12 protein-coding genes are annotated in these 16,844 nt (G+C 66.4%); 6 read left to right on the top strand and 6 right to left on the bottom strand.

The window, feature by feature from the left end:
* Positions 1–14: 14 nt before the first annotated feature.
* From AC3WN8_RS22045 to AC3WN8_RS22035, 3 genes are read right to left on the bottom strand one after another with little or no spacing between them, the layout of a single operon-like run.
* Positions 15–1,610, bottom strand: coding sequence for an N-acyl-D-amino-acid deacylase family protein (locus AC3WN8_RS22045; RefSeq protein WP_492671641.1), 1,596 nt, complete (start codon positions 1,608–1,610; stop codon positions 15–17).
* A 2-nt stretch (positions 1,611–1,612) separates the two neighbouring features.
* Positions 1,613–2,965: a serine hydrolase domain-containing protein gene (locus tag AC3WN8_RS22040; protein WP_492671640.1), complete on the bottom strand. Its 1,353-nt coding sequence runs from the start codon at positions 2,963–2,965 to the stop codon at positions 1,613–1,615.
* Positions 2,966–3,018: 53 nt separating this feature from the next.
* Positions 3,019–5,886 (bottom strand): TonB-dependent receptor domain-containing protein, encoded by a 2,868-nt coding sequence (locus tag AC3WN8_RS22035; RefSeq protein WP_492671639.1) that lies wholly within the window; start codon positions 5,884–5,886, stop codon positions 3,019–3,021.
* A 221-nt stretch (positions 5,887–6,107) separates the two neighbouring features.
* On the opposite strand from AC3WN8_RS22035, the gene AC3WN8_RS22030 reads away from it, so the two are divergent.
* From AC3WN8_RS22030 to tdh, 6 genes are all read left to right on the top strand, one after another.
* A complete protein-coding gene (locus tag AC3WN8_RS22030) occupies positions 6,108–6,404 on the top strand; it encodes a hypothetical protein (protein ID WP_492671638.1) in 297 nt (98 codons plus the stop codon).
* Positions 6,401–7,939: a M20/M25/M40 family metallo-hydrolase gene (locus AC3WN8_RS22025; RefSeq protein ID WP_492671637.1), complete on the top strand. Its 1,539-nt coding sequence runs from the start codon at positions 6,401–6,403 to the stop codon at positions 7,937–7,939. The genes AC3WN8_RS22030 and AC3WN8_RS22025 overlap by 4 nt, the downstream gene beginning before the upstream one ends.
* A 78-nt stretch (positions 7,940–8,017) precedes the next feature.
* Positions 8,018–8,581 (top strand): helix-turn-helix domain-containing protein, encoded by a 564-nt coding sequence (locus tag AC3WN8_RS22020; RefSeq protein WP_492671636.1) that lies wholly within the window; start codon positions 8,018–8,020, stop codon positions 8,579–8,581.
* 2 nt (positions 8,582–8,583) lie between these two features.
* The gene (locus AC3WN8_RS22015) at positions 8,584–9,141 is read left to right on the top strand and encodes a putative immunity protein (protein WP_492671635.1); all 558 of its coding nucleotides are present in this window, start codon (positions 8,584–8,586) and stop codon (positions 9,139–9,141) included.
* A 51-nt stretch (positions 9,142–9,192) separates the two neighbouring features.
* Positions 9,193–10,407, top strand: a complete 1,215-nt coding sequence (locus tag AC3WN8_RS22010; RefSeq protein ID WP_492671634.1) for a glycine C-acetyltransferase — start codon at positions 9,193–9,195, stop codon at positions 10,405–10,407.
* Positions 10,404–11,474 (top strand): L-threonine 3-dehydrogenase, encoded by a 1,071-nt coding sequence (gene tdh / locus AC3WN8_RS22005; protein ID WP_492671633.1) that lies wholly within the window; start codon positions 10,404–10,406, stop codon positions 11,472–11,474. Before AC3WN8_RS22010 ends, tdh begins: the two co-directional genes overlap by 4 nt.
* 36 nt (positions 11,475–11,510) lie before the next feature.
* On the opposite strand, the gene AC3WN8_RS22000 is transcribed toward tdh, so the two are convergent.
* From AC3WN8_RS22000 to AC3WN8_RS21990, 3 genes are read right to left on the bottom strand one after another with little or no spacing between them, the layout of a single operon-like run.
* Positions 11,511–12,416 (bottom strand): cation diffusion facilitator family transporter, encoded by a 906-nt coding sequence (locus AC3WN8_RS22000; RefSeq protein ID WP_492671632.1) that lies wholly within the window; start codon positions 12,414–12,416, stop codon positions 11,511–11,513.
* Positions 12,416–15,658: an efflux RND transporter permease subunit gene (locus AC3WN8_RS21995; RefSeq protein ID WP_492671631.1), complete on the bottom strand. Its 3,243-nt coding sequence runs from the start codon at positions 15,656–15,658 to the stop codon at positions 12,416–12,418. Before AC3WN8_RS21995 ends, AC3WN8_RS22000 begins: the two co-directional genes overlap by 1 nt.
* 4 nt (positions 15,659–15,662) lie before the next feature.
* On the bottom strand, positions 15,663–16,835 hold the full coding sequence (locus AC3WN8_RS21990; RefSeq protein WP_492671630.1) for an efflux RND transporter periplasmic adaptor subunit: 1,173 nt from the start codon (positions 16,833–16,835) through the stop codon (positions 15,663–15,665).
* Positions 16,836–16,844 lie beyond the last annotated feature (9 nt).

The raw sequence follows: 16,844 nt of genomic DNA, 5'->3' as shown, positions 1-16,844 counted from the left end.
GGTACGGCCTCGCCCTATGCGCAACTCCCCTGCGTCGGCCTATGCTTCACCGCGCGCCCGCCGGCCTTGCCCGTCACGCGCCCGCCGTCGATCGTCAGCGTGCCGTTGACGATCAGCGTGCGGACACCCTCGCTCGACAATGCCGGTTCGAGATAGGTCGCGCGCGGACGATAGGTCTTGGGATCGAACACCACGACATCGGCGAAATAGCCGGGTTTCAGATGACCGCGCCGGTCGAGCTTGAAGAAATCGGCGGTGCGGCCGGTGCTCGAATTGATGAAGTCGGCGACGTTGATCGCTTTCTCCGCGACGACATATTTGGCGTATTTGGTGGGGAAGGTGCCGTACATCCGGGGATGGCCGGCCGACCCGTCGGAGCCCGTCATCATCCAGGGCTGCTGCATGAACAGCCGGATATCGGGCTCGATCATGTTGAACGAAACGATGCTCGATCCATCGCCCTTGTTCGCCACGATGATGCGCAGCGCCGCCTCGACCGGATCGACGCCCCAATCCCTGGCGATGACGTCGAGCCTTTTGCCCGACCAGGGACGGCCGGCATCGCGCATCAGCACCGCATTGGGGCCGCCGCGCCGCACCAGATTGACTTTCATCTCGGCGACGATCTTCTCGCGATCGGCCGGGGTCTCGATCCGGCGGACAAGCGCCGCCGCACCGCCATCCTGCGCCCAGCGCGGCACCAGCGAGGCGATCAGGCTCGATCCCGATGCCTCATAGGGATATTGATCGGCGGTGACGCTCTGCCCTGCGCCGCGCGCCGCGTCGATGATCGCGATCACGTCCGCCGCCTTGCCCTGGACATCGGCGCCCAGCGCCTTGAGGTGCGAGAAATGGACGGGCAGGCCCGCTTCGCGGCCGATGCGGATCACTTCGCGCACCGAGGCCATCAGACCGATCGTGTAGGAGGATTCGTCGCGCTGATGCGTGTCATAGACACCGCCGCGCTTCGCCGCCTCGCGCGCGACCGCGATCACTTCCTCGGTCTTGGCGAAGCTCTGCGGCGCATAGAACAGCCCCGCCGACAGGCCGAGCGCGCCTTCGCACATGCCCCGCGCCGTGATCGACTGCATGCGCTGCAGCTCGCTTGGCGAGGGCGCTCGTGCATCGTCGCCGATCACTGCCTCGCGGACCGAGCCGAAGCCGACGAACGCGGCGACATTGGGGCCGACGCCCGCCTTGGCCACATGGTCGAACAGCTTCGCCGGCGATCCTTCGGGGCCCTGGCCATAGCCGTCGCTGCCGGTCATGATCGTCGTCACGCCCTGGGTCAGCCACGGCGTCACCAGCCGCTTTTCCGCCGTATCGCCCCAGACAAGCGCGTCGGCATGGGTGTGCGGATCGATGAAGCCGGGCGCGACGATCATTCCCTTGGCATCGATCACACGCGCGCCGCGATATTTGCGGCCGGCGCGCGGTCCGATCGCGATCACCTTGTCGCCGGCAATGACCACGTCGCCGATCACCGGTTTCGTCGCGGCGCCGTCATAGATGGCGCCGCCGGCGATCACGATCGTGGTCTGTGGCGGAGCGGCCCCCAACAGCGGCGCGAGCAGGGCGAGGGCGGCGGCGGAGCGACGCAATCCGGTCATCGTCATTGTGCCCGATCGAAATGAAGCGTGATGCGGGACGTCCTTAGCACGAAGCCGCGCGCATCGTCGTCGGGGGTGATGCTGAACGGCCCGCTCTTGAACGCGCCTTCGTCGTTGCGCTTGAGCGCCAGCGGGCCGGTCGTGCCGCCCTTTGCGGTCTCCAGCGTCAGGTTGATCGTGTCGCCCTTGGCGTCGACGATATAGGTCGCGGCGATGTTGGGATTGCGATAGCGGCCGTTGAGGGCCGAGCCGTCGGAGCTGGGTTCGGTGATCGCCGGCAGCCCCTCGTTGAGCGCTGCGATCACCTCATCCGCCTTTTTCGCGGGATCGATCGCGCCATTGTTGCAGAGCAGCGCGATGCCCATCCTTTTTTCGGGCAGGCGGCCATAAAGCGTCTTGTAGCCGGCGGCTCCGCCGGTGTGGTGAAACCAGTGCGGTCCGACGATCAGCGCATTGCCATAGGCGATGCCGCGCCCCGATCGCACCACCGGCGCACCGTTGGTGAATTTGCCCGGCGTGATCATCAGCCGCGTGATCTCCGGCGTCCACACCTTATGGCCGGTGTCGATGTCGCGATCCCATTTGGCCAGGTCGTTCACCGTCGTGATCAGCCCGCCCGATCCGCCGAACAGCGGATATTCGTCGGCGGAGGTCACCTTGCCGTCGGCGGCCGTGACATAACCGTGCGTCGCATTGGCGTCGGCGGTGCGCTTGCCGAGCATCATGAAGCTGCGCGTCATGCCCAAAGGCTTCAGCACATTCGCGTTCACATAGGTTTCGAACGGCTGTTTCGACACGCGCTCGATGATCTCGGACAGCAGCAGATAGCCGCCATTGGTGTAATCATATTCGGTGCCGGGTTTGAAATTGGTCTCCTTCTGCCGCAGCACGCCGGCCAGCGCGTCGGCGCGGCTGGGCTCCGAAATCTTGAGATTGCCCTCCAGCGCGAGCAGCGCGAGCGAATCCCGGATGCCCCCGGTCATGTTGAGCAGCATCTGGACGGTGACGACGGTGCCGTAATCGGCCAACTCCGGAATGAATTTCCGGACGTCGTCGGTCAGCGAGACCTTGCCCGCGACGACGAGCTGCATCAGCGCGACCGCGGTGAATTGCTTGGAGACCGAGGCCGCGTAGAATTGCGTGTCGGACCCGATCGCACGGCCCGTCGCGATATCGGCGGCGCCGGCATTGACCAGCTCCGCCGTCTTGCCGTCGCGGAAGATGCCGACCGCGCAGCCCGGCGCGGTGGGGGAGGGAACCCCGAGCGCCGTCGCGATCCGGCCGGGTGCCCCCAGATCGGCATGAGCGGGCGTCGCGAGCAATGCGGCGAGCGGCAGCCAGGCGAAACGGGCCATCCGGATCCTCCCAAAATGGTCCGGGCCGCGATTGCGGCCCGGACATGTCATCATCAGAATTTGAAACGGACGCCCGCGGTGAACATCCGGCCGAGCGTGTCGTACAGCGCCCGGGTGGTGCCGTACCCGCCCGCGCCGGTGATCGGTGGCGTCTTGTTGAAGACGTTCTGGATCGATCCGAACAGGGCGACGCGATTGTCGTCATTCTCGATCAGCGTCACTTCGCCCTGAAGGTCGAAATAGACCCGGCCTTTGACGCTCAGAACGTCGAGATCCTTGTAGGTGAAGCGTTTGTTGATCGCGCCGCCGCCGATATACCGCGCTGCCACGCTCAGCGTGAAGCCGGGGTTCACATAGCTGACATGCGTGTTGACCTTCCAGTGCGGGTTGCCGCCGACCGCGGCGACCGTCGGCTGCTCGACGCTGCCGCCCAATTGGGTAAGCGTGATGCCGTCGAAGATCGAGGTGTTGTCGATATAGGTGACCAGCGCCTGCAGGTTCAGGCGATCCGCGCCGATGGGGAACCAATATTGCGCCTCGACGTCGATGCCGCTGGTCTTGACCGAGGTCAGGTTGACGGGGCCGTTGATCACGCGGGTGATGCGATCGTCGACGCCGCCGCGGATGATCAGCGAACATGCTTGGGGTGATATGTTCTTGTAGCAGCGGTCGACGATCGTCGCGGGGGTGAGCGCGATGATCGCGTCGTTGAGCTCGATCTTGTAATAGTCGAGCGAGAGCTTGAGGCGCGGGATGATCGTCGGCGTCAGCACCAGGCCGGCGGTGAAGGTGTCGGCCTTTTCGGGCGTCAGGTTGGGGTTGCCCTGGTTCGCCGCGGTGACGAGATAGGAGATGTTGTTGAGTTTCGGATCCTCGACGGTCAGCTGGGATGTCGATCCGGCCTGGAACAGCTCTTCAAGGCCGGGCGCGCGGATATCGCGCGAGCGCGTGGCACGCAGCCGGATCGAATCGTTGATCGCATAGCTGATGCCGCCCTTCCAGGTGACGACGGTGCCCGACGTGCTGTAATCGGTGACGCGCACCGCGGCGTCGACGCTCAGATCCTTCGCCCAGCTCGTATCCTTGGCGAGCGGGACCATGACTTCGCCGAACCCTTCCTTGACGGTGACCTTGCCCGCATAGGGGATGGTGCCGCCACCGAAAAAGGCCTGCGCGGTCGAGATCGGATCGGACGTCGTCTTGACGCTCAACTCGCGATACTCGCCGCCCGCCGCGATCGAGACCGGTCCGGCCCAGGTGTCGAACGGCGAACCGCGCAGCGTCATGATCGCCGATTTCTGCTTGATGTCCCACAGGCGGAAACCGGTGCCGTTCACATAGGCGAGCGCGGCATCGGAATAGCGATCCTCGCCGATCAGGTTCAGCGGCACGCAGCCATTGGTCGGGTCGGTCAGCGTCGAGCGGCAGATCGGATCGATCACGCCGGCCGTGCGCGGATCGTCGATCGCGTCGATCGCCAGGTTGAAGCGCGAGTTGATCCGGTTGTTGCTCGTCGTCGCGCGGTTCTTGGTGCGGCCATAGCTGAAGCTGCCGTCAAGCGTCCAGCCGCTGCCCAGCTTGGCATTGAAGCCGCCCAGCGCGTTGATCGTCTCGATATCGAGGTTGGAGACGGTGCGGGCATTGTCGAGCACGCTGCGGCCGACGACGATCGATGCGACATTGTTCGCGGCGAGCGTCTGGCGCAGCGCCGCGGGCAGGAAGACATTGTCCGACCGGACGGTCATCTGGTGCGCGGAGGCAAGGCCCAGATATTCCGACGTCACCTTGTTGTACGAAAATTCGCCGAACAGGGTGATCGCGTCGCTCGCGTCGAAGGTCAGTCGGCCGAAACCGGTATAACGGTTGACCGGCACCGCGCCGAGGCTGTCGGCAATGCCGTTGGCGCCGTCTCCACCGATCTGGGTCGATTGCGTCACCAGCGTGCCGAAGGCGAAGGGGACGGCATTGCCGTTGGCGTCGAACTGGATGCCCTTGAGATAAGAGGGCAATTTCGTGATGTCGGTGATCCCCGATCCACCGCCGGCATTGAAATTGACGCCGGTGATCACGCCACCATAAGCGACATTGGTCTGACGGATGCCTTCGGTGACGAGCAGGTTTCTCGGCGCATTGGGGTCACCGGGAAAGGCGGGGTTGGCGATGGTGCCGGGGTTCTTCGCACTCCACGGCCGGTCGCGCAGCCAGCGGATGCCGCCATTTTGCGAGGCCTCTGCCGCGACGACCAGATGCAGGCGATCGTCCATGAAGCTGGTGCCGTAGCTGACCGAGGCGAGGAAATTCTCATAGTCGCCATAGTTGGAGATGCCGCCCTGGACGCTGCCCCTCAATCCCTTGAAGCGTGAATCGATGCGCAGATTGACGACGCCGGCGACGGCGTCGGAACCATAGGCTGCAGAGGCGCCGCCGGTGACGATGTCGATACCGTTGACCATCGCCTGCGGGATCGAGGAGATGCTGACGCCGCCCGCGGGCGTGGTCGGCACATAGCGGCGGCCGTCGACCTGGACCTGGGTCCGCTGATAACCCAGGCCGCGCAGGTCGATATAGTTGCCGGCGGCGAGGCTGCCGAGATTGACCGTGCTGGTCGGAGTCAGCGAGGGACGCACCGAAGGCATCTGGTTGATGACGTCGGCGATATTGGGCGCGGCGACGCGGGTCAGCGTCTCGGCGCCGATCACCGTGACCGGCGTCGGCGTGTCGAAGCCGTTGCGCTGCACGAGCGAGCCGGTGACGATGATGTCGGCTTCCGGTTCGGCCTCGGCGGCCTGCGGAGCCTGTGGTGCGGTCTGGGCCAGGGCGGGATGCGCCAGGCACAGCATCGCGCTGCCGCCGGCGAGAAGAAGGAGCTTTGCGCGACGTGCCGCGCTCCCCGGAAAAGGTTGTGAAGCAAGCGCGGTCATGTCGAGTCCCCCTGATTTTATTGTCGCAACGCAACATCAATGCGTTGGCCGTCACAAATCCAGCACAAAGGGTTCATAGCTCTATAGCTCACAGCTATACCGAATCCGGCCGGCTCATGATCGCGGAACCTCGCCATTCCGGGCGATCGGTGGGATTGTGTGCGCCATGCACTTGCGTCGAGCCGGGGCATTCGTGCGGCGTTCGGGTTGGATTATATGTCGTGACCGGCATAGGCTATGCTCTGCTCGATATCCGCGATGTTGTGGAACGGACTTGGTTTCCGTCGTCGCCGATCGCAGACCGCCCTGCTTTGCGCACGGGCATGCTGCGCTGCAAATCACGAAATTTCAACTATAGACAAAGGCTATATATCGCATCATTTCATGATGTGGATGATCGATGCGATGCCGATCTGATCGGCGTTTGTAATCGCGCGCGGGCGTCCTATTCATCGTCCCGACGCATCGTCGGAAGGGGAATCCACGCCATGTCCGCTGTCACCGCACTCGCATCATGATCCGCCGTCTTCCGCTGCCGATTGTCGCGTTCGCCGCCCTGTTGCCGGTGCCCGCGCTCGCCGCGCCGGCCAGGCCCGATCCGGTTCGCCAATATCGCATCGCCCATGAATGGGAGATCGTGCGCGAACTCGCCGATTTCGTCGCCGTCCCCAATGCCGGCGGCACGGCGGCCGAGATGGAGCCGAACGTCCGCGCACTCGACGCGATGCTGAAGCGGCGCGGTTTCTCGGTCACGCGGATCCAGACGGGCAATGCCGGCAAACCCTCGATCATCGCGCGGCGCGATGTGCCCGGCGCGCGGAGCACGCTCGGTTTCTACGCGCATTTCGACGGCCAGCCCGTCGGCCAGCCCGAATGGCGGACGCCGCCGTTCCAGCCCGTGCTGCGCGCCGGTCCCGGCGCCGACGCGCCCGTCATCGACCTGGCTGGTCCGCCGACCGCGCTGGCGCCCGAAGCCCGGCTCTATGGCCGCTCGGCGAGCGACGACAAGGCACCGATCGTCGCGATCCTGCGCGCGATCGATGCGCTCGGCGCGACGAAGCAGGCGCCTGGCGTCAATGTGATCCTGTTCCTCGACGGAGAGGAGGAAGCCGGGTCGCCCGATATCGCGGCGCAGCTCCGCGCCCATGCCGATGCACTCAAGGCCGATCTCTGGATCCTGTGCGACGGCCCCGTCCATGCGAGCGGCGCGCAGCAGGTGATCCTCGGCGCGCGCGGCATCATGTCGCTCGAACTCACGGCCTATGGGCCCCGGCGCGGGCTGCATTCGGGCCATTACGGCAATTGGGCGCCCAATCCCGCCATGGCGCTTGCGCGGTTGCTCGCGGCGATGCGCGACGATCAGGGGCAGGTCACGATCCCCGGTTTCGAGGACGGGGTGAAGCCGATCGATGCCGAGGACCGGCGCCTGCTCGATGCGCTGCCCGCCATCGAGGACGGGCTGCGCCGCGATCTTCAGATCGGCCATAGCGAAGGCGCGCCGAGGCTGATGGACGGCGTCATGCGGCCGGCGCTCAACATCCGGGGCATCTCTGCCGGCGCTGTCGGAGACAAGGCCGCCAATGTCATTCCGACACGCGCGATGGCATCGATCGACATGCGGCTGGTGCCCGGCCAGACGCCAGACCATGTCCGCGCCGTCACCGAACGGTTTTTCCGCGACCAGGGCTGGTTCGTCACCGCCGATGCCCCTGATACGGAAATGCTGCTCGGCCATCCCAAGGTGCTGCGTGCCGAATGGGTGCCGGGCTATCCCGCATATCGCGCCCCTGCATCGGCACCGGGCACCCAGGCGGTGATCCGCGCGGTGACGCATGCGCTGGGCAAGCCGCCGCTGGTGACGCCGATGCTGGGCGGCAGCATCCCCATGTCCGTCATAGCGGATGGGCTGTCGACGCCGGCGGTGCTGCTGCCGACGGTCAATGCCGACAACAACCAGCATGCCGCGAACGAGAATCTGCGTCTGCAGAATCTGTGGGACGGGATCGACATGTTCGCCGCGATCCTGCGCGATTTCGACGGTGCGCGCCGATGAGCGACAAGCCGCTTGCCGCTTGCTATGGCATTGTCATGCAATGCCGGATTTTTCGCGCGCGCCGGGAGCGCCGCCATCATGCCTAGCGGGGGTTCACCGCAGATCGGCCCCTATATCCATCAGCTCCGCCGGCGGCAGGGGCTGACGCTGGATGGGCTCGCCAAGATCTCGGGCGTGTCGAAATCGATGCTCTCGCAGATCGAGCGCGGACAGACCAACCCGACCCTGGCGACGGTCTGGGCGCTGGCCGAGGCGCTGAAGGTCGACGTCTCCGAACTGATCGGTTTCCGCCAGCCCGAAAAGCGCGTCCGCATCGACGTCGCCTCCGCCTCGTTCACGCCCGAGATCCGCACCGAGGACGGGCGCTGCCTGCTGCGCATTCTCAGCCCCGCCGACCGCGCCGACAGCCTGGAATGGTATGAACTGACCTTCGCCCCCGGCGGTGCGCTGGTTTCGTCGCCGCACGCGCGCGGCACGCGCGAGCATCTGACGGTGCTCGAAGGCTCGCTCGAGGTCATTGCGGCGAGCGAACGCCAGACCGTGCCGCTGGGCGCGACCGCGCGCTATCCCGCCGATGTCGAACATGAGATCCGCAATGACGGAACCGGGGACGCGAAAGCGCTGCTGGTGGTGACCAGCTAGTCGTGACCGGCGAGATCGTTCTCGATATCGAGGATCTTCGCACGGTCACCGCCTACGCCGCCGAAAGCGCCGCGGAGGTGCTGGAGATCTTCGAGCGATCCTGTCCCTCGGATCCGCGTCCGCGCGATGCGATCGACACCGCATGGGCATTCGCGCGGGGCGGCCGGCGCGTGAAGGCGTTGCGCGATGCGGCCTGGTCCGCGCTCAAGGCGGCGCAGGAGTCCGAAGATGCGGCCGCGAGCCAGGCGGCGCGGGCCGCGATGTCCGCCGTGTCCGCGCCCTGGCTCCATCCCCTGGCGCGCGCCACCCAAGTCCGGCACATTCTGGGAGCCGCGGCGCATGGCGCCCGGGCCGTCGAACTTGTCGCGGGCTTACCCGATGCCGGCGCGGATCATGCCGATCGCGCTGTCCGGCGTGCGACGCCAAAGCTCATCGGGATATTGTGCCGCTATCCCCCGGCGCCGGCCGGCGGTGGGCGAGTGGGCGAATTGCTCCGTGCGCTCGATCGGGCGCTTCGCGGAGCGACCCCACAATGGCAAATCCTGTTTCCGGGATACTAGACTCGTAATCCGTTATATTGTACTTGCCCGTCTCCAGCAGAGGAGGCGGGATTGGCGAACGACGCATTTTACGAGCGAATCGGACAGGAGCTGGCCGATATCGACGCCCAGGGGCTGACCAAGCGCGAGCGCGTGCTGCTGTCTCCACAGGGTGGGCAGGTACGCGTGGCCACGCCAAACGGCGAACGCGACGTCCTCAATCTGTGCGCCAACAATTATCTCGGGCTGGCGTCCGACGAACGCGTCATCGACGGTGCGATCCGGGCGACGCGCGACTGGGGTGCGGGGCTGGCCTCGGTCCGCTTCATCTGCGGCACGCAATTGCCGCACAAGCAGCTCGAGGCGCAGATCGCCGATTATCTGGGCTTCGAGGACTCGATCCTGTTCGCTGCCGCCTTCGACGCCAATGGCGCGGTGTTCGAGCCGCTGTTCGGCCCCGACGATGCGATCGTCTCGGACTCGCTCAACCATGCTTCGCTGATCGATGGCATCCGGCTCGCCAAGGCGCGGCGCTATCGCTTCGCCACCAACGACATGGCGGCGCTGGAGGAATCGCTGCAACAGGCGCGGCGCGAGGGATCGGGGCAGATCCTGATCGTCACCGACGGCGTCTTCTCGATGGACGGCACCGTCGCCAACCTGGCGGGCATCGCCGATCTGGCCGAGCGCTATGGCGCGCTGACTCTGGTCGATGATTGCCATGCCACGGGTTTTCTGGGGCAGGGCGGGCGTGGCTCGCCAGCGTTTCGCGGCGTCGAAGGCCGGATCGACATCGTCACCGGCACCTTCGGCAAAGCGCTGGGCGGCGCGATGGGCGGCTTCGTCGCCGCGCGGCGGCCGCTGGTCGAACTGCTGCGCCAGCGTGGACGGCCCTATCTCTTCTCCAATGCGCTCGCGCCTTCGGTGTGCGGCGCGGCGGCGGCGGCGATCGACATCGCCCGCTCGGACGAGGGCGAAAAGCTGCGGACGCAACTGACCGCCAATGCGACGCGGTTCCGTGCAGGACTCGAAGGGCTGGGCTTCACCCTGCTGCCCGGCGAGCATCCGATCATCCCGGTGATGCTTCACGATGCGCCGCGCGCGGTGGCGCTGGCCGAGCGGCTGCTCGATCACGGCGTCTATGTGACCGCCTTTTCCTTTCCCGTCGTACCCAAGGGGCTGGCGCGGATCCGGACGCAGATGTCGGCCGCTTTCACACCCGAACAGGTCGACCGGGCGGTCGCCGCGTTTGGTGCTGCCGGCCGCGAACTGGGGATCGTGGCATGAGCGTCGCCATTCTCGACCGCCGCGCGGTTTCCGCGACCACCATGTTCGGCCTTGCCAAGCTGGAGGCGGCGGAGGGCGTGTGGGGAACCACCGCGCCGGTGCCGACCCCGGCCGCCGACGAAGTGCTGATCCGCGTCCAGCGCACAGCGATCTGCGGCACCGACGTCCATATCTATAATTGGGACGAATGGGCCGCGCGCACCGTGCCGGTGCCGATGATCTTCGGCCATGAATTCGCGGGTGAGATCGTCGAGATCGGCGCCGCCGTCACCCGGCCGCTCCATGTCGGACAGCGCGTTTCGGGCGAGGGGCATCTGATCGATATCGACAGCGCCGCCGCACGCGCGGGCCGCTTCCATCTCGATCCGGGTACCCAGGGCGTCGGCGTCAATCGCCAGGGCGCGTTCGCCGAATATCTGGCGATCCCCGCCTTCAACGTCGTGCCGCTGCCCGAGGATGTCAGCCTCGACATCGGTGCGCTGCTCGATCCGTTCGGCAATGCCGTCCACACCGCCCAGCAATTTGATCTGCTGGGGGAGGATGTGCTCGTCACCGGCGCCGGACCGATCGGCATCATGGCCGCTGCCGTCGCCCGCCGCGCGGGTGCCCGCTCGGTGATCCTGACCGACGTCAACGACTATCGGCTGGATCTGGCGGCGCGCATCGCCGATATCCGGCCAGTCAATGTCGCGCGCGAGGATCTGCGCGACGTGATGGCACGTGAAGGGATCGCAGACGGCTTCGGCGTCGCGCTGGAGATGTCGGGTGCGCAGCCCGCGATCGCGCAGGCGATCGATGTGCTGATGATGGGTGGTCGGCTGGCGATGCTCGGCATCCCGTCGAGCGCGATGCACGTCGCCTGGGCGGACATCATCCTGAAGGCGATCACGATCCGTGGCGTCTATGGCCGCGAGATGTTCGAGACCTGGCGCAAGATGTTCGGCCTGATCCGCAACGGCCTCGACCTCGAACCGCTGATCACCCACCGCTTCGCCGCGCAGGATTTCCAGCAGGGCTTCGACGCCATGCGCTCCGGCCAGTCGGGCAAGGTCGTGCTGAGCTGGTGAGTGCCGGGCGGATCGACGATCCGCCCGGAACCGGCATCATCGGTGCATCGCCTCGCCCTCTTCTTCGGGGGCGGTCTCCACCTGCAGCGTGACGTGCCGGATGCTGAATTGCGCGGCCAGCATGGCGGTGAACGCGCGCCGGACGGTTTCGGGATCCGGGCCGGCTAGGATATGCGCGGTCAGTGTCGTCTCTTCGCTCGAGACCGCCCAGACATGGAGGTCGTGGACGCTCGCCACGCCCCCGATGCTTTCGATCGCCGCGCGGATCTCGGTCAATGTCATGCCTGGCGGGACGCCTTGCAGCAGGATGTTGATCGCGTCGCGCAGCAGCGTCCAGGTGCGCGGCAACACCCACAGGCCGATGACGATGGCGACGACGGGATCGATCCAGCTCGCGCCGGTCGCCCAGATCGCGATGGCGGCGATGATCACTCCGGCCGAACCCAGCATGTCGGCCCAGACCTCGAGATAGGCACCTTTGAGGTTCAGGCTCCGGTCCTTGCCTGACGACAGGATGCGCATCGCGATCAGGTTCACGATCAGGCCGATTGCCGCGACCACCAGCATGCCGATCGATTCGACGGGCTGGGGATCGAAGAAACGCCCGACCCCCTCCCAAAGAATATAACCCGCGACGAGGAACAGCAGGATCGCGTTGAATGCGGCCGCCAGGATCTCGAAGCGCCGATAGCCGAAGCTGCGCCGCTCGTCGGGCGGACGCATGCCGACCCTGATCGCCAGCAAGGCAATGGCGAGCGCCATGGCGTCGGTGAACATGTGCGCGGCATCCGACAGCAAGGCGAGGCTGTTGAAGATGTACGCGCCGACCAGTTCGGCGATCAGGAAGCTGCCGGTCAGCGCCAGGGCGATGGCGAGCGACCGGCTATTGGCGCCGGCCGTATGATCATGCCCGGCATGATCGCCATTTTGCGCAATGTTCATCACGGTTGCTCCACGGGCGAACCCAATGTCGAGACATCGGAATAATCGCCTTCCTCATGGGATTTGGTCCGCCCGCGCAACAGCAATCGGCTGATCGCGGGCAGCACGAACAGGGTGAGCAGTGTAGAGGTGATCAGCCCGCCGATCACGACGATGGCGAGCGGCTTCTGCACTTCCGCACCCGTGCCCGTCGCGATCGCCATCGGCACGAAGCCGATCGCGGGCACGATGCCCGTCATCAGCACCGCGCGGACGCGTTCCATCGTGCCGTCGATCACCGCGCGGTCGACCGGTTTGCCCGATGCGATCTGCTGGCCGATGCTCGTCATCACCACCAGCCCGTTGAGCACGGTCACCCCCGACAGCACGATGAAGCCGACCGCTGCGGAGACCGAGAAGGGCAGGCCGGTCAGCGCCAGCGCGAAGACGCCACCCGCCAACGCGAGCGGGATCGCCGAATAGACCGCTGCCGCCGGCCGCACGCCGCCGAGCGCCACGAACAATATGCCGAAGATCGCGGCGAAGATGACCGGGATCACCAGCGACAGCCGCGCCGAGGCCGCCTGGAGATTCTCGAACTGGCCGCCCCATTCGACAAAGGCCCCTGAAGGCAGCTTCACTTGCTCCGCCACCTTGGCGCGCGCTTCGGACACGAAACTCCCGAGATCGCTGCCACGAACATTGGCCTGGACGACGATGCGCCGCTTGCCATTTTCGCGGCTGACCTGGTTGAGCCCCTCCGAGAAGGAGAAGCGCGCCAGTTCGCGCAGCGGCACCGATGTGCGCGCGCCGCCCTCGCCGGGCAGCAGCACCGGCAGCGCCCCGACCGCGTCGAGATCGTCGCGCGTAGCGGCATCGAGCCGGACGACGATGTCGAACCGCCGATCGCCTTCGAAGACGATGCCGGCCTCACGCCCGCCCAGTGCCGCCGCCACGGTGTCGCTGACCTCCTGCACCGACAGGCCGTAGCGCGCGATCGCATCGCGATCGAACTGGATGTCGAGCGTCGGAAAACCCTCGGTCTGCTCCACCTTGACGTCGGCCGCGCCAGGCACGGTGTTGAGGATGCCGGCGACTTGCTGGGCGACGCGGCCCATCTCCTCCAGATCGTCGCCATAGAGCTTGATCGCGATGTCGCCGCGCACGCCCGCGATCAGCTCGTTGAAGCGGAGCTGGATCGGCTGGCTGATCTCGAAGGCGTTGCCGACGAGCGGCTGCACCTTCGCTTCGACGCGTTCGATGATGTCCGCCTGGTTCCTCACTCCCGCCGGCCATTGGTCGCTCGGCTTGAGGATGATGAAGGTGTCCGATGCATTGGGCGGCATCGGATCGCTCGCCACTTCGGCGGTGCCGGTCTTCGAATAGATGAACGACACTTCGGGCAATGTCGCGACCGCGCGCTCCACTTGCGCCTGGAGCCTGGTCGACTGATCGAGCGAGGTGGAGGGGATGCGCAGCGCCTGCATGGCGAGATTGCCTTCGCCCAGCACCGGCATGAATTCGCTGCCGAGCGTGGCGAACAGCAAGGCGGCGGCGCCGAACACGCCTGCGCCCGCGCCGATCCAGGGCCAGGGCCGCGCCACCGTTTTTTCGAGCAGCGGGGCGTAGCGATGCTTGGTCCAGGCGATCACCTTCACGTCCTTTTCGGCGACCTTGCCGCGGATCAGGATCGCGACCATCGCGGGCACAAAGGTGAGCGATGCGATGAACGCGCCACCCAGCGCGAGCAGCACCGTGATCGCCATCGGCGAGAAGGTCTTGCCCTCGACCCCGGTGAAAGTGAGCAGCGGCACGAAGACGAGGACGATGATCGCCTGGCCGAACAAAGTGGGGCGCACCATCTCACGCGAGGCCTCGAACACTTCGTGCAGTCGCTCGGGCAATGTCAGCAATCGTCCCTCATGCTGCTGGCGCTCAGCCAGCCGCCTCAGGCAATTTTCGATGATGATAATCGATCCGTCGACGATCAGCCCGAAATCGAGTGCGCCCAGGCTCATCAGATTGCCCGAGACGCCGAACATGGTCATGCCCGTGCCCATCACGAGGAAGGAGAGCGGGATCACCAGGGTCGCGATGATCGCGGCGCGGAAATTGCCGAGCAGCCAGAACAGGATCGCCGCGACCAGCAACGCGCCTTCCGCCAGATTCCTCTCGACCGTGCCGATCGTCGCATCGACCAGGGTGGAGCGGTCGAGCACCGTGGTCAGTTTGATGCCGGGCGGCATCGTTTTCGCCACGCTTTCCAGCTTGTCGGCGACCGACGCCGCGACGATGCGGCTATTGCCGTCGGCGAGCATCAGCGCGGTGCCGATCACGACCTCCCGGCCGTTTTGCGACGCAGTGCCGGTGCGCAGGCCGCCGCCGATCTGGACGGTCGCGATGTCGCGCACCGCCACCGCCACGCCGCCACGTGTCGCCACGGCGGCGCGGCCGATCTCGTCGACCGATCGGATGCGGCCATCGGCGCGGACGAGGAAAGCCTCGCCGCCGCGCTGGATGAAATTGGCGCCGACCGAGATGTTGGCGCGCTCCAGCGCCTCGGCCAGCTCGCTGAACGAGATGCCATAGGTCGCGAGTTTCGCGGGATCGGGCTGGACGACGAACTGCTTTTCATAGCCGCCGATCGAATCGATGCCCGCGACGCCGCGGACGGAGCGCAGTTGCGGCCGGATCACCCAATCCTGCACGGTGCGCAGATAACCGAGCTTCGCGACATCGTCGGTCAGCCGCTCGCCCGATATGGTGAGATAGGATCCGTCGGGCTGGAAACCGGGCTTGCCCGCGGCGCGCGGTGCCTTGGCGTCGAAATCGACGACGTACATCAGTACTTCGCCGAGCCCGGTCGAAACCGGCCCCATTTGCGGTTCGACCCCGTCGGGCAAGGTGCCCTTCGCTTGGTTCAGCCGCTCGGCGACCTGCGCGCGCGCGAAATAGAGGTCGCTATAGTCCTCGAAGATGACGGTGACCTGGCTGAAGCCGTTGCGCGAGATCGATCGCGTGCTTTGCAGCCCCGGAATGCCCGCCATCGCGGTTTCGATCGGAAAGGTGACGAGCCGCTCGATATCGAGCGGGCCGAGCGCGGGGTCGACCGTGTTGATCTGCACCTGTTTGTTGGTGATGTCGGGAACGGCGTCGATCGGCAGCTTCATGAGCTGGAACGCGCCATAGACCGCGACGAGAAGGGTGATGAACACCACCGACCAGCGAAAGCGGATCGCGGCGTCGAGAAGACGATGGATCATGGCATCAATGCTCCGCTTCGCCCTTGCCGAGCTCGGCCTTGAGCAGGAAGGCGCCGCGCGTTGCGACGGCTTGGCCGGGTTTCAGCCCGGCGACGATCTCGATCCGCCCGCCGCCGCGCTGGCCCGTGGTGACGGGCACTGCCTGGAAACCCTTGGCGGTGGCGGCGAACACGACATCGCGCCCGCCGACCGATTGCACCGCCTCTTCGGGCAGGACGATGCCGCTTGCGCTTCCCGCTCTGCGCGGCGCGATGCGGACGCGCACGCCCTGTCCGGGGATCAGCCGCCCCGACGCCTCGGGATCGAGCAGCACGGTCGCCGATCGGCTCTGCCGATCGAGGCTCGGCGTCGCAGAATGCACGGCGGCGCCGACGACATTGCCGTCGGTCAGTTCGACGACGGAGCGGTCGCCGCGCATGATCCGGCCCGCGTCCGATGCCGGGATCGCGGCTTCGATCTGAACGCGGTCCGGATCGGAGACGCGGAACAGTTCCGTGCCCGCCGCCACATAATGGCCCAGCTTCGCATCGGTCTTGGTGATCCGGCCGGAGATCAGGCTGGTGACGGCGAGATGGCGGCCGCCGGCCGTGCCCGCCGCCGCGGCGGTGGATCGGGCGCGCTGCAATTCGGCTTCCGCTTCGGCCAGCGCACTCTGCGCCGCTTCCAGATCCTGCCGCGCGGTCACGCGCGCATCGAACAGGCGCTTTTCGCGGGCATAGGCAAGCCGGGCCGCATTGGCGCGGGCGGCGGCGCTGTTGCTGTCGGCGGTGAAGGTCGCGGCATCGCGGCTTTCGAGCAGCGCCACGGTTTCGCCCGCGCGCACGCTGTCGCCCAGATGCTTGGTGATGCGGATGATCGCGCCGTCGGCGCGCGCGGTAAGCGCGGCTTCGCCGTCGGGCGTCGCCACCACCATCGCCTGCGCCAGTATCTCGGCGCCGAATGCGCCATCGACGGTGCGCTGGACGACGATGCCCGCGGCACTGGCGCGCGCCGCGTCCATCGCGACAAAGCCTTCGGGACCATGATCCTCCTCAGCTTCGGCTTCGGCTGCGGCGGGCGTGGATGGGGTGTCGGGTGTCGGCATGGTGCGGCCGATCAGCACGCCGCCCACGCCTGTGAGCAGGGCGAGGCCGGCTGCACCGGCGATCAGCCGGGTGCGGTTCTGCGTGATATCCATCTGGGTCGG

The organism is Sphingobium sp. FW305-3-2-15-F-TSA7 (assembly GCF_058787155.1).
Note: the sequence above shows the minus strand (reverse complement) of the source record. Positions and strands in the feature narration are given on the sequence as shown.